Annotated in this window: 10 protein-coding genes and 1 pseudogene; 7 read left to right on the forward strand and 4 right to left on the reverse strand. The window is 71.1% G+C overall.

Going from position 1 to position 12,812, the window contains the following annotated elements:
• Window positions 1-930: 930 nt before the first annotated feature.
• The gene (locus MQV74_RS40275; protein WP_242729405.1) at window positions 931-1,185 is read left to right on the forward strand and encodes a hypothetical protein; all 255 of its coding nucleotides are present in this window, start codon (window positions 931-933) and stop codon (window positions 1,183-1,185) included.
• A 574-nt stretch (window positions 1,186-1,759) separates the two neighbouring features.
• Here MQV74_RS40275 and MQV74_RS40280 read toward each other — a convergent pair.
• Window positions 1,760-2,611 (reverse strand): alpha/beta fold hydrolase, encoded by an 852-nt coding sequence (locus tag MQV74_RS40280; protein ID WP_242729435.1) that lies wholly within the window; start codon window positions 2,609-2,611, stop codon window positions 1,760-1,762.
• Between the two features lie 102 nt (window positions 2,612-2,713).
• Between MQV74_RS40280 and MQV74_RS40285 the strand changes: the two genes are divergently transcribed.
• From MQV74_RS40285 to MQV74_RS40305, 4 genes and pseudogenes are all read left to right on the forward strand, one after another.
• Entirely contained in the window at window positions 2,714-3,127 is a 414-nt protein-coding gene (locus tag MQV74_RS40285; protein ID WP_242729406.1) for a winged helix-turn-helix transcriptional regulator, read from the forward strand.
• An 848-nt stretch (window positions 3,128-3,975) separates the two neighbouring features.
• Window positions 3,976-4,739 (forward strand): annotated as a pseudogene (locus tag MQV74_RS40290) (transposase family protein); the annotation flags it as partial.
• Window positions 4,740-5,548: 809 nt separating this feature from the next.
• On the forward strand, window positions 5,549-6,634 hold the full coding sequence (locus MQV74_RS41030; RefSeq protein WP_278195513.1) for a ScbA/BarX family gamma-butyrolactone biosynthesis protein: 1,086 nt from the start codon (window positions 5,549-5,551) through the stop codon (window positions 6,632-6,634).
• Between the two features lie 340 nt (window positions 6,635-6,974).
• Window positions 6,975-7,589, forward strand: a complete 615-nt coding sequence (locus MQV74_RS40305) for a GNAT family N-acetyltransferase (RefSeq protein ID WP_242729407.1) — start codon at window positions 6,975-6,977, stop codon at window positions 7,587-7,589.
• A gap of 194 nt (window positions 7,590-7,783) precedes the next feature.
• Here the strand turns inward: MQV74_RS40305 and MQV74_RS40310 are convergent, their stop codons facing one another.
• Together MQV74_RS40310 and MQV74_RS40315 are read right to left on the reverse strand one after the other, a co-directional pair.
• Window positions 7,784-8,767, reverse strand: coding sequence for an alpha/beta hydrolase family protein (locus MQV74_RS40310; RefSeq protein WP_242729408.1), 984 nt, complete (start codon window positions 8,765-8,767; stop codon window positions 7,784-7,786).
• Window positions 8,764-9,684 (reverse strand): zinc-binding dehydrogenase, encoded by a 921-nt coding sequence (locus MQV74_RS40315; protein WP_242729409.1) that lies wholly within the window; start codon window positions 9,682-9,684, stop codon window positions 8,764-8,766. The genes MQV74_RS40310 and MQV74_RS40315 overlap by 4 nt, the downstream gene beginning before the upstream one ends.
• Window positions 9,685-9,773: 89 nt before the next feature.
• Between MQV74_RS40315 and MQV74_RS40320 the strand changes: the two genes are divergently transcribed.
• Window positions 9,774-10,706, forward strand: a complete 933-nt coding sequence (locus MQV74_RS40320; protein ID WP_242729410.1) for a LysR family transcriptional regulator — start codon at window positions 9,774-9,776, stop codon at window positions 10,704-10,706.
• A 16-nt stretch (window positions 10,707-10,722) separates the two neighbouring features.
• Here the strand turns inward: MQV74_RS40320 and MQV74_RS40325 are convergent, their stop codons facing one another.
• A complete protein-coding gene (locus MQV74_RS40325) occupies window positions 10,723-11,853 on the reverse strand; it encodes a serine hydrolase domain-containing protein (protein WP_242729411.1) in 1,131 nt (376 codons plus the stop codon).
• A gap of 288 nt (window positions 11,854-12,141) precedes the next feature.
• On the opposite strand from MQV74_RS40325, the gene MQV74_RS40330 reads away from it, so the two are divergent.
• Window positions 12,142-12,789: a DUF6629 family protein gene (locus MQV74_RS40330; protein ID WP_242729412.1), complete on the forward strand. Its 648-nt coding sequence runs from the start codon at window positions 12,142-12,144 to the stop codon at window positions 12,787-12,789.
• The last annotated feature ends 23 nt before the right edge of the window (window positions 12,790-12,812 follow it).

The raw sequence follows: 12,812 nt of genomic DNA on the forward strand, positions 1-12,812 counted from the left end.
CCAGCCAGCAACCACCCACACCCACCAGCCCGCCAGATCCCCCCACACCCGCCCAACAGCCCCCGCCCACCAGCCCACAAGGCCCCGGCCCCTGCGAAGCCGCCTCGCGGACACCGCCACCAACCCCGGACACAGAGAGCAGCGGCCCGAGACGAACTGCCGCCACCACCGGACGGATTCCACCGCACGCCCCCTCCCGCCAACACAGGAGACAAAGCAAACACCGACCGCAGACAGCGAGAGCACACACCGGCCGCAGCAACCCAGCACACCCAACGCCCCCGAGCGGCCAGGGCCAACGACCGGCCGAGCACCGGGGACAGCAGCAGTACGCCGGCTTGCGGGCACCGCCCCGGGCAGCCGCACGCCCCCCACGGCGAGAGGGCACCCAGCCCCGCCTCACGCACGGGCCAACAGCACAGCCAGCACCACAGCGTGGGCCACCACAAGCCCCTCCCGAGGGCCGCGAATTCCCGGACAGGCCCCACCCGCCAGCCCGGCCCCCGGCCTGGCCCGAAGACACCTCCAGTCCCCCCAGGCCACCCCTATGTCCAGCCCGCAGCCGGACCCGGCAACAACATCCCCCACGCTCCGCGCCCGCCCACCCGGCTTTCGGGTACAGCATCAGCAGCAGTGCCGGGATCGCCGCCCGCCCGCACCACACCACAGACCTGCGGGCGGCACACCGGCGTCCGCCGCCGGTCAGCCCCCCCACGGCGCTCTGCCTTGCCGGTCAGGCCGTTCAACGCGCTCTACCTCGTCATCGGCCGCACCGGGACACGAGGACCTTCTGGGCAGGGGCCGCAGACGGGCGACCCGGCTGCACGCCCCCCAAGGCATTCGCTGTCATACCGGTGTTGACCGCTTGTTGAGCGGCGGACGGTCTACTGCGTGCACCCATCCACATTTCCGAGACCCGGGAGGACTCTCATGATCAAGCACGTGGCAACAGGCGTGGCAGCGGCCGCCCTGTGCGCCCTGGGCGCCAGCACAGCCCTCGCCGACACCGGCACCCACCACACCGCGCGCCCGGCCGCTCCCCTCCCCGCACCCCCGGCAGTCGCGTCCGCACACGGCCTTGCCACCGACTCCGCCCTCACCCTCCACGCGGGTGAAAACCGCCTGGACACCCACCGCGTGACCGCCTCCAGCTGGCTCGACAAGCCCCGCCCCGGCGAGATGTAACCCACCCCTCACGCACATGCCCCGCCGGACCCATCCCCTCGGCGGGGCACGCGCCCCCCCCTGCCGGCCGACAACACATCCCCCGCGCGGACAGCAGAACCACGCCCGCCAGCGAACCGCAGGGCCACAGCGCCAGGGCGGGCCGCAGCGCAGTACCCAAGAGGCACGCACCGCTTACGGACCCCCGCCTGCACCAGCAGCTGGCCCCGGCACCCCAGCCCGACCGGCACCGGCACCGGCACCGAAGGACCCGCCGGTACCGACAAGTTCAGCCCCCGCCCCCGGCATCCGTCATGACCTGCCTACGCGTCCCGCAACCCCGCTCGCCACGCCCCGCCCTCCGCGCGATCCCGGCACAGGAGCGTGCGCGGGCCCACAGCCCGCCCGCGCACATCACACCCGGGCCGCCCGCGGCCGGGCCAAAGGAAGAACGGCCAGCCCGCAGCAGACCGGCGAAGGCACGCATGACACGACAGCACACTCCCGCCCACCACACCCACACCCACACCCACGGCGCACACCGTCGGCGCACACCTCGGCAGGGCAGGCACCGGACACCCGGCCCCGTCCGCGCTCACCCCGCTCCTGCCTGCCCGCCGGCCAGGAACGGCCGCAACAGCGCGAGCAGAGCACGGGGGCGGTGCAACGGGATGATGTGGCCGCAGTCCTCGATGAGGTGCCCGCTCAGATCGTCGGTGACGGGGCGGAGTTGGTGTTCCAGCGCCCTGCCGACCGGCCGGGCGCCGATCGCCATGGTGGGCACCCTCAGGCGGGTTGCGGCCAGAGCCTGCTCGATCTGCACCGCGCTCTGCGGCAGCGCCCGATAGTAGCAGAACGCGCGGCTCAGCGCCTGACGGCCGGTATAGGCGCGCACGAACGCATCCCGCACCGCAGGACGCACCCCCTCACCAAGCGTGCCGGTATGCAGGAACCAGCCCACATAGGCAGCCTCCCGGCCCTCCAGCACAGTCTCGGCCAGGCCAGAGGCAGCACAGTGGAAACCGAACCACCACGGCGGCCCCCCGGCCAGGAAGTCCCCCGCCCCGGGCAGCGTGCCCAGCACAGACTCCATGACCACCAGACGCCGGACAAGCCCGGGACGGCGCAGCGCCAGAAGGACAGCCGGCGCGACCCCCGCATCGATACCCACCACCGCCGCGGACGGCACACCCAGCGCGGCAAGAAGCCCCGCGGCGTCCTCGGCCAGGGTCCCCGCATCGAACCCCGAGGAGACCGGGCTGCTCGCACCCAGGCCGCGCAGGTCCGGCGCGATGACACGGTACCGGCCCGACAGGCCGGCCATGACCTCCCGCCACACCTCCCAGGTATGCGGAAAGCCATGCAGCAGCAGCACCGCCGGACCGGATCCGGACAGAGCCACGTTCAGTTCGACACCGTTGACGGAAACACGCCGCAGCTCAGGCATGGAGACACTCCAGAACAAGGTGAACAAGGGTGACCAGGTCACGCTAGGGAACTATCCTGGGCCGCCCAAGACGGCACTTCCCCTACAGGTGGTGAGCCCCAGGTGACCACACCAAGACCCAGCGGACCCGGCCCGCGGCCCGGCGAACGGGGAGATGTGCTGGACCCGCTGTGCCCCACCCGCCAGCTGCTCGACCGCATCGGCACCAAGTGGACATCGATGACCGTCAAAGTACTGGCCCAACAGGCACCCGGTGAGCTGCGCTTCGCCGAACTGCGCCGCCGCATCCCCGGCATCTCCCAGAAGATGCTGTCCCACACCCTGCACAGCCTGGTCCGCGACGGCCTGGCCGCACGCCGCGTAGAACCCACCGTGCCGCCCGCCGTCCACTACCAGCTCACCGCACTCGGCCTGTCCCTCGAAAAACCACTCTCCGCCCTGCGGACCTGGGCCGAAACCCACATGCCACAGATCGACCACAACAACCATCTCGCCGACAACCCACCCCCCGGCTAAAACACCCACCCCACACCCCACACCACCACCCGCTGACCACCACCCATTGACCGCTGCTCCACGAACGCCCCACCCCGCAGCGGACCGCTGACCCGCCCCACCGCACACCTCGATGCCGTCCCGCAACCGGGGAGATGATTGGCGCGCCGGCCGGGCACGGTCGGGGTGATCACAGCGGAAGATCCGAAATGGACCGAGCCGTCCTTCCGGGCCGACCAAGCCACCGTTCACCAAGCCGACGGCGCTGGCATGGCACCGAGGCGGCGACGTCCAGCACGGCCACCCCTGGCAACGGCCGCCGGAGACCCGGGCGTTGCTGGCGGCGACATACCGGCGCACGGACCTGACGTCGCGGCAGGCGGCGCCGATATCCCGGGGACTTGATAAGTCTGCAGGACCGCACCCTCGATCACCTGGCGCCCCCGCCGACCATCACTGCGGCCCGCCAACCGCGCAAGGACACCGCCTCCATCGCTGACGACACCCTCACACCCGCCCACGACCGCAGCACCCCCGCCCCCGGCAAGAACTACCGGTACCCGACGAACCCGCAGGTCATCACCGCCGCCAACAGCCGCCCGGCCGCGGTGATCGGCCGTCCGCCGCCCGGCAGCCGCAACGACTGCCGGGCATTCACACAGCCCGGCGCCAATCAGGCCTGCCACAGACCACCAACCAGCGCCGACGGCAGCCACCAAGACACCGGCCCACCCATCACGCACCGCAAACGGCAAGACCAGACACACCTGGAGCCCACACAACCTCGCCCTCACCGGATAACCCACACCCCATACGGAACAACCTCTAAAGGCTGTTGCAGAAGGCTGTGAACTGGGGTTTTCTCCTGTATGGGTGGGGTGCTGCGGGCTGAGTTGCTGTGGGTGGAGACGTTCACCGGGCTGCGGTTTGGTACGTTCCAGCGGCTGCTGAAGGTGGTGCGCGAGCGGGACGGCAACGGCACCATGAGGGGGCGGCCGTGGTGTCTGCCGCTGGCCGAGCGGGTGCTGCTGGTGGCGGTGTACTACCGCACGAACCTGACCATGCGGCAGCTGGCGCCGCTGTTCGGGGTCTCGCCGGCCACCGTGTGCCGGGTGATCCAGAAACTGGGGCCGCTGCTGACGCTGGAGCCTGTGACGCCTCCGGCCGACGCCATGGAGCGGTTGTGGATCGTGGATGGCACCTTGGTCCCGGTCCGGGACCGCACCGTTGCCGCCTCCTCACGCAACTACCGTTTCTCGGCGAACGAGCAGGTCATCATCGATGCCGACACACGCCTGGTGGCGGCCACCGCCCGGCCGGCCCCGGGCAACAAGGCCGACGCCCACGTCTGGCGGGAACTCCGGCCTGGCCCAGCACTGCGAAGGCGTCACCGTGCTGGGGGACGGCGCGCACTTCAACACCGGCCTGGTAGTACCGCACCGCAAACCAGCGGCGGGCCCTGCTGCCCGGCGAGCAAGCGGACAACGCAGAGCACCGACGCGTGCGGGCCCGGGTGGAGCACACCCTCGCCGCGCTGAAGAACTACAAGATCCTGCGCGACTGCCAGCAGCGCGGCGATGGCCTCCACCACGCTGTCCGCGCCGTCGCCCACATGCACAACCTCGCCTTGGCATCAGAAGCAGCCTTGAACCAGGCCCTGACCTGCCCAAACACGGCCTTCTGCAACAGCCTTTAGAGCCGGTGGCGCATTCAGCAAGGACAGCCACAAGCAGCAGCACGCGCCAACGACAGCTACAAACAGCAGCACGCCGTCAAGTGCGGGGGCCAGCCACCTCAAACGCCACCGGGCTGCAGCCACGCGGTATGACACACCCGCCACCCGCGACGAGACGGCCCTACTAGCCGCCGCCCTCAACCAGTGGCCACGACCGGCACTTTCACCCCAGACCCCAGACCCCGGCACCCCGCCAGGCAGCCAGCCCCGCACCCGCCCGCGCACCACCCGCGGCACCCCCCAGCCGGACACCGACAGCCGACCCGAGACACAGGACGAAGGACGGAAAGCGGAGGACGGAGGGCGGGGACGGAGGACGGCGGCGGGGGCAAGGGCGGGAAGCAGCCAACCGCCCCCGGGACGGATGACGACCTTCCACTTTCAGCCACCCAATGCCCTCCACGCCCCGCCCCACAGCCCCAACTCGCTGCCCCGGGCGAACAGTTCCGGTCAACTCCACCACCACCCCCACCCCCGCCGCACCCCGCCCCGGCACTCACCGCGCCCCTGGGTGCACCCGCCCGACAAGCCCCCCTTTCCCCGCCACCCCGCACTCCGGCCCCCCGCCACGGCACCCCGTGCCACGGACAGGAACCAGACACCCCTCGACAACAAAAAGAACACTCGTTATGTTGCTGAACGGCGAGACAGCGCCAACCGAGCACAAGTGCAAGCGGTCACTCGCAACCACTCAACGGGGGCTCACCATGCCTGTCACCCAGCACCTCACCCACACACCCGCACAACCCACCAACACCCCCGCACAACCCACCCTCGCACCCCACCACGTGCACAAACACAACCCCGCCGAAGTCCTCCTCACCGGCTACGACACCCTGCGCCCCGACACCTACACCGTCACCGCCCAATGGCCGACACACCACCCCTTCTACACCCCCACACCCCACCTCAACGACCCCCTCCTCTTCATCGAAACCATCCGCCAATGCTTCCCCCTCCTCGCCCACAACGCCTACCACCTCCCCCACGGCCACCACCTCATCTGGCAATACCTCACCGCCGACATCAACCCCCACGCCATGCACCACACCCCCCACCACCCCACCCACCTCACCCTCTACATCACCTGCTCCGACATCCGCCGCCGCCAAAACGGCCACCTCACCGCCCTCACCCTCCACGCCATCGCCCTACGCAACGGCACCCACCTCGGCACCGCCCAAACCCGCTTCTCCGCCCACTCCCCCACCATCTACCAGCGCATCCGCGGCAACCACCCCCAAACACCCACCACACCCCCACCCCCCACCCACCCCACCCACGTAGGCCGCCACCACCCCCACGACGTCGTCCTCTCCCCCACCCCCCACCCCCACCACTGGACCCTCCGCAACGACACCACCCACCCCACCCTCTTCGACCACCCCGTCGACCACACCCCCGGCATGCTCCTCCTCGAAGCCGCCCGCCAAGCCACCCACGCCACCCACCACCACAACAACCACAACCACAACCACAACACCGCACTGAACACCGGCACCAGCCCGCGACCAACCACAGCCACGGCCACGGGAACAGCCACAGCCACCCTCACCCGCACCCCGACCCGCACCCCCCGCCTCACCACCCCACCCCCCTACCCCACCCACATCCACGCCACCTTCCTCCAGTTCCTCGAATACACCACCCCCACCCACATCACCACCACCACACAACCCGGACCTGACACCGGACCAAGCGCAACCACCACCGGAACCACCACCCACATCACCGCCACCCAGAACAACCAAACCGCCTTCACCAGCACCATCACCACCACACCCCACCCCTAACCCACCACACCCCAGACAGACAGCAGGTACGGCCTCGGACACAACCAGCCCCCGCGACGGTCCTAGGCACAACCGTCCAAGTGCCCAACCGTCCGGCAAGGGCATCAGGAGTTCCGCTGCGCACGGCAGTGAGGATCTCGCGGGCACGGGGCCCAGGCAGCTGTTACCGCCTTCAGGGGCATTCCGTCATGCCCGTGTTGATCGGTTGTTGATTGGTAGCCGGTTAACTACACGGGATGTCCCTTTCGGGGTAGCCCTTATACAACAGAGGATCAGTAACATCACCGTGAGTACAGCCGACCTCTCCTCTGCCGTTTGCCTTCCGCCCGTCGCTCGTGTCGTGCGCGAGGGCACCGCGCTCGCGCTGCGGGAGTTCGTCTCGTCCGATGCCTATGCGTTGGCAGAGATCCTTGGCGACCCTCATGTCATGCGCCACACCTCGACCGGCGCGATGTCGTACGAGGCCACCGTCGACCTGATGGGTGTGGCCGAGGCGGACCAAGCGGATCCCGGTCGAACCCGGCACCGGCTCGCGATCGTCCAGCGTGAGGGCGGCGCCCTCGTCGGCACGGTGACCGTGGAACGCGAGCAGTACTCAAGTGTCTACTGCCACTCGATCATCCTGCGGCCCCACCTGGCGGACCTCTCGGCGGGTTACGAGACGAGCCAGCTCGTTGCGAGCCTCGCCTTCGATGTACTCGGCGTCCACCGGCTGTGGTTCATGACAGCGGTCGACAACCTCGCCGCCCAGCGGCTCTTCCTCGCCTCCGGGAGCACACGGGATGGGAAGGTCCGGGAGCTCTACTTCCGTGACGGACGCTGGTGGGACTGCTACATGTTCACCATCCTCGAACACGAGTGGCGGGCCCGGGCGCACCTGACTCTGCGCGAGGCCCTCACTCTCCTTCGGCGAAAGGAACAGGAGCCGCAGACCTTCGAGCCTGCCCTGGGCTGACCTGGCGGCCGATCACCGGCCTCTGCCCGAGCGACGTGAGGACGGACACGACGGACGCATTCACCGTCGGCGTCGGCACCGACGCCGACGCCGACGCCGACCGAGCGATGCTGCACTCACTACACACCGCTCGCCCCACACCCTGGCTGACCACTGGGTGGCAGGCCAGCCGCCTGTGACCAGGTTCCTGGCGTTCAGGCTCGCAGGCTGTCGGCCAGGTGGTCGCCGAGCTGCGGCAGCCATTCAGCCCGTGCGTTGCCGAGCAAGTGGTCGCCGTGCGGGACCGACAGGTAGGTGCCGCGCGGTGCAAGGCGGGCCAGGGGCTCGCCGTTGGTCACGCCGGGGATGACGTCCTGACCGCCGTCGACGACCAGGAGCGGTACCGCGATGCGGGGCGCCAGTGGGGTGAGGTCCACGTGGCGTACGAACGCGTGGGCGGCGTCGGCCCCTCCGGCGCGCTGAGCCATGAGGTCGCGTACGGGCGGGGGGAGTTCCTGCCAGTCGAGGCGGAAAGGGCCGCTGACGGTGGCGACGGCCGCCACGCGCGGCTCCAGTGCCGCGGTCCGGGCGGCGAAGTAGCCGCCCAGGCTGAGACCGACGAGACCGATGCGGGTGACGCCGAGGGCGTCGACGACTCGGCCCACGACCCGCTCGTAGTCCGGCACGAACGTCGTCGTGGCCGCGAGTACGCCCTGGCCGGGGCCGTCCATCGCGAACACCGCGAGCCCCCTGGCCAGCAGCGCAAACACCAGGTCCAGGAACTCCTCCTTGGCGGAGTCCAGGCCGGGGACGACGACCACGGTGCCGGGCGCGTCGGCGGGGCCGCGCAGCCAGCCGGTGAAGCCCTCACCGCTCACCCGCCGTGCGCTGGGCTCCAGCAGCGTGAGTGCTCGGCCCAGGGCGCGATCCGCTTCGACGGCTGCCCGGTGCGCTTGCGCGTACGGCGCGAGGGTGGCCAGGTGGAACCACCGGGCCGCGGTCAGCAGGTGCTCCCCCGCCGAGAAGGGCGACCCGGCGTCGGCCGCGCGCTGGAGGTAGGCGTGCCCGGTGCGCAGGAAGGCAGGTCCCCAGTCGGTGACGGAGGTGAGGTCCTCGGTGACGCGCCGGTACTCGTGCGGGTCCACACCCGCGCCGGTGGCGCGGGTCCACTGGGCGGCGGCGAACTCGGCGGCGCTCATCGTGCTCCTCCGATCAGCAGGACGGCCTTGCCGCGTATCCGACGTTCTCGCAGGTCGACGAGGGTCTCGGCGGTGTGTGCCCAGTCGGCGGTGCGGCCGATCTCCGGGTGCAGTCGGCCCTGTTCCACGAGGCGTACCAGTGCGGCGAGATCGGAGTCGTACGGGGCGCCTGCGTAGTGGAAGTGCTGAATCGTGGCACGCTCGGGCCCTCCGAAGAGCTGGAAGAAGTCGAGGGTCACCGGGGTGCGGCTCACCTGGCCGAACCAGACGAGGGTGCCGCCCGGGCGCGTCTTCGACAGGGCCAGCGGCAGGTCGGGACCGCCCGTGGACTCCAGCACGATGTCGAACGGGCCCCGCGCCGCGGCGACCTCGTGCACCACCTGCGCGCCGAGCTCCGCGAGCCGCTCGCCGCGCGCTGGCGTGGCCGTCACCGCGGTCAGCTCTGCTCCGGCCCCGGTGGCCAACTCGGTGACGTAGTGGCCGACGCCACCGGAGGCACCGGTCAGCAGCACCCTTCGACCGGCCAGGGAACCGGCCGTACGCAGCAGCCGCAGGGCGGTGATCCCGGCCAGGGGAAGGGCCGCGGCCCGTGCGCTGTCGATGCTGTCAGGGAGCACCGCGAGCGAGTGCGTGGGCACAGCGGCGTACTCGGCCCAGCCGCCCTGGGCCGGATGCCCGACCACGCGGGTGCCGATGCCGGGTCCGGAGCCGTCGGCCGCCGCCTGGACGACGAGCCCCGCGACGTCCTTGCCGGGCAGCAGGTCCGCCTTGGGGCGTTCGAGGAGGAAGGTCTCGCCCCGGTTGGGCGCGAACGCCTCGACCTTGACCAGTGCCTCACCGGGCTCCGGCACGGGCTGGGGGACCTCGGCGAAGGCGACGGGGCGCGCCGCTTGCCCCGTGGGAATCAGTCTTTGCATGCCGACGATGCAACCCCCGCGGCCCCAGCGGGATCCAACAACGACCGGGCGAGACCGACAACCATCGGTTGTCACCTATGGTGAGAGCCATGGATCTCGACGTGGCGCAGGTACGTGCCTTCGTGCGCGCCGCCGACGAACTGCACTTCGGGCGGGCGGCCGGGACGCTCGCCCTCTCCCAGCAGGCCCTGTCCAAGAGGATCGCGCGCCTTGAATCCCTGCTCGGCACCGAGTTGTTCCACCGCGGCGGCAGCGGCGTACGCCTCACCGAGGCCGGGCAGCGCTTCCTCCCGCCGGCCCGGCAGGCCGTCGCCGCGGCCGACGCCGCCGTCACGGCGGTGGTCGGCGAGGACCGTCCGCTGCGCGTGGACGTCTGGGGGCACCTCTACGCGCCGATGCGGTCGCTGGCCCAGGTTGCCGGGCGAGCCGGGGAACTGGCGTTGGGACACGGGCGTGACCTGCCGTCGGTGACGGCGTCACTGCTGCACGGCGACACCGACGCGGCCTTCGGCCGCGTCCACCCCCCGTTGCCCGGCGGCCTCGCTCACCGCCTCGTCCGCCTCGAACCGGTGGACGCCGTCCTCGGCGCGGACCACCCCCTCGCGGCCGAACCGGCCCTGCGTCCGGACCAGTTGCGCGACAGCGTGCTGTGGGCGCCCGGCGCCCTGGACCGGCTCGACTTCCTCCACCAGTTCGCCGTCCGGTTCGGCATCCGGGACGCGGCCGCGAGCGTCAACCTGGGGCTCGCGCACTTCCTCGCCGAAGTGGCGCAAGAGCCACGACGCTTCTCACTGGTCCCCGCGGACGTACCCCTGCCGAAGGTCCCCGGACTGCGCTCGGTCCCTCTCATCGAACCCACGCCGCTGTACGCCTGGTCGCTGCTGTGGCGCACCGGCGACGGACACCCGGGCCTCGACGGGCTCGCCACCGCCTGCGCGGAGGAAGCGAAGCGGAGCCGGTGGCTGGAGTACGACCCGACTCGGGACTGGCTGCCCGAGCCTCCTCTTCGCTCCACCGGGTGAGGGACACGGGTGAGGGTCAGTCGCAGAATGCCTCGTCGAGGAGCGCCTCGACGGCGTCGTCCGGATCGCCGCGGAAGTCGGGCGTGAGCGCGACGGTGACCTGGCGGCGCCGGTCCTCGGTGGTGAACGACCAGGCCTGATAAGCCAGGGCGTCACCGTCGTTGCCGTACACACGGACCCCGCACGAGGTGTCCTGCCAGCGCAGCCCCAGCCCGTACGTCCTGTCCTTGACGCCGGGTGTCCGCATGGCGTCGAGCAGGTGGCCCGGCAGGAGGCGCCCACCGAGCAGCGCGGCCATGAACCGGTTGAGGTCACTCGTCGTGGAGATCATCTCGCCGCCCGCGCCCAGCAGCGACGGATTCATCACGGTGAGGTCGACGAGCTGCCTCCCCGTGGCCCGCTGTATCGGTACGTAGCCGTGCGGGTGCGGCCCTCGAAGGCGCGGGGACGTCCCCGGCACCGAGGTGCCGCGCAACCGCAGGGGGCGGATGATCCGGCGCTCGATCTCCTCGCCGTACGAACGGCCGGTCACCTTCTCGATGATCTGGCCGAGCAGCAGGTAGCCGGTGTTGGAGTACGCGTAGCCGGAGCCCGGGGGTTCGAACGTCGGCGGATTGAGCACCGCCCGCTGAATCAGCTCGGTCGCGGACCAGGTCCGCAGGCGGTTGTCCAGGAACTCCGGCGCCGGTGGCATCGGCAGCGCGCGGCGGTAGTCCGGCACCCCACTCGTGTGGTTGAGCAGCTGCCGCACGGTGATCCGATGACCGTTGGGGACGACACCGGGCAGCCACGTGCCGACCTTGTCGTCCAACCGCAGGCGGCCCTCGGCCACGAGCTGCAGGACGACGGTGGCCAGGAACGTCTTCGTGATGCTGCCCATCCGGAAGCGTCCGTGTGCCGGGACCGGCCGCGCCGTGCCCAGCTCGGAGACCCCGCTGGTGCCCCGCCACACGCCGTCTTCGTCACGCACCTCCATCAGGGCGCCCACGGCGCTCTCCGCGGTGATCCCGTCCAGGCCTCTCTGCAACCCGGTGCGCTCCGCTTCCCCCGACACGGCTTCTCCCGATACGGCGAGGGCGGCGGTCGGCGCCGCGAGCACCGCGACCGCCGTCGTCACCGTCACCAGCGCCCTGCGTACGCGCTTCATCCCGGCCTCCCTGTCATCGGCAGGACTGACGACTCGCATCCGTCCTCGTCGCAGGGCCACCTTGCGGTCGGCCCCGTGGGAAATGAGCTTGCTGGAGCGGCCGTTCAGCCGCGATGGGGCTCGTCGCCGGATCCGGCCGGGGGCTACCCCCACCTCACTGCTGCTGCGCCCTCTGTGCCGGGTTCACCACGATCGTCCACACCGGTCGACGACGCGGGACGCGGCCCGACCCGGCCTTCCTGGCGAGCCCGCCTCCACCAAGCCCGGCGCAGCCGTACCGTTGCCCTCATGTGCTGGAGCGCAACAGCCGACCTCGTCGCGGGTACGGGCATCACGGCCGTAGGAGTCGCCACCGTGGCCCGGGCGGCCCGACGCCCCCGTGACCTGCCCCTGGCCGCACTTCCCGTCCTCCTGGGGGCCCATCAGCTGATCGAAGCCGTCGTCTGGCACCACAACGGCGGCACCGGGCCCGCCATCACCGCGTGGGCCGTCATCGCCCTGCCCCTGCTCCCGCTGTGGGTGCCCGCAGCCGTCCTGTGTGCCGCGCCGCCCCGCGCCCACCGCCGTCTGCTGATCCCCCTCGCCGTGGGCGTCGCGACAGCGGCAGCGCTCGCGTACGCGCTGGTCACTCGTACCGTGAGCGCCGAGATCCGCGGGCACACGGTCGGCTACACCCTCGGGCTGTCCCACACGGGGTTGACCGTCACGGGCTATCTGCTCGCGACCATCGGCTCCCTGCTCGTCTCCGGCGACCGCGTCCTCAGCCTCCTCGGCGTCCTGACCGCCATCGGGGCCGCGGTGTCCGTCGTCCTGTGGCGGCAGGAGTTCATCTCCACCTGGTGCGCTGCCGCCGCGGTGGCTTCGGTGCTGCTGTACCACTGGGCCGGGCGACGCCGCTCCGCCGCCCCAGGGGGACAGCGGCTCCGCAGGCCTTGAAGTTCCGCTGACCGGAACCGCGA

This window comes from Streptomyces sp. AN091965, assembly GCF_022698285.1.
GTDB lineage: Bacteria > Actinomycetota > Actinomycetes > Streptomycetales > Streptomycetaceae > Streptomyces.

What these genes read in the sequence shown, in the direction of transcription:
- MQV74_RS41030 (WP_278195513.1), top strand. Translation starts at nt 5,549, where the DNA reads ATGCCTGTCACCCAGCACCTCACCCACACACCCGCACAACCCACCAAC.
- MQV74_RS40275 (WP_242729405.1), top strand. Translation starts at nt 931, where the DNA reads ATGATCAAGCACGTGGCAACAGGCGTGGCAGCGGCCGCCCTGTGCGCC.
- MQV74_RS40325 (WP_242729411.1), bottom strand. Translation starts at nt 11,853, where the DNA reads ATGAAGCGCGTACGCAGGGCGCTGGTGACGGTGACGACGGCGGTCGCG.
- MQV74_RS40310 (WP_242729408.1), bottom strand. Translation starts at nt 8,767, where the DNA reads ATGAGCGCCGCCGAGTTCGCCGCCGCCCAGTGGACCCGCGCCACCGGC.
- MQV74_RS40330 (WP_242729412.1), top strand. Translation starts at nt 12,142, where the DNA reads ATGTGCTGGAGCGCAACAGCCGACCTCGTCGCGGGTACGGGCATCACG.
- MQV74_RS40320 (WP_242729410.1), top strand. Translation starts at nt 9,774, where the DNA reads ATGGATCTCGACGTGGCGCAGGTACGTGCCTTCGTGCGCGCCGCCGAC.
- MQV74_RS40280 (WP_242729435.1), bottom strand. Translation starts at nt 2,611, where the DNA reads ATGCCTGAGCTGCGGCGTGTTTCCGTCAACGGTGTCGAACTGAACGTG.
- MQV74_RS40315 (WP_242729409.1), bottom strand. Translation starts at nt 9,684, where the DNA reads ATGCAAAGACTGATTCCCACGGGGCAAGCGGCGCGCCCCGTCGCCTTC.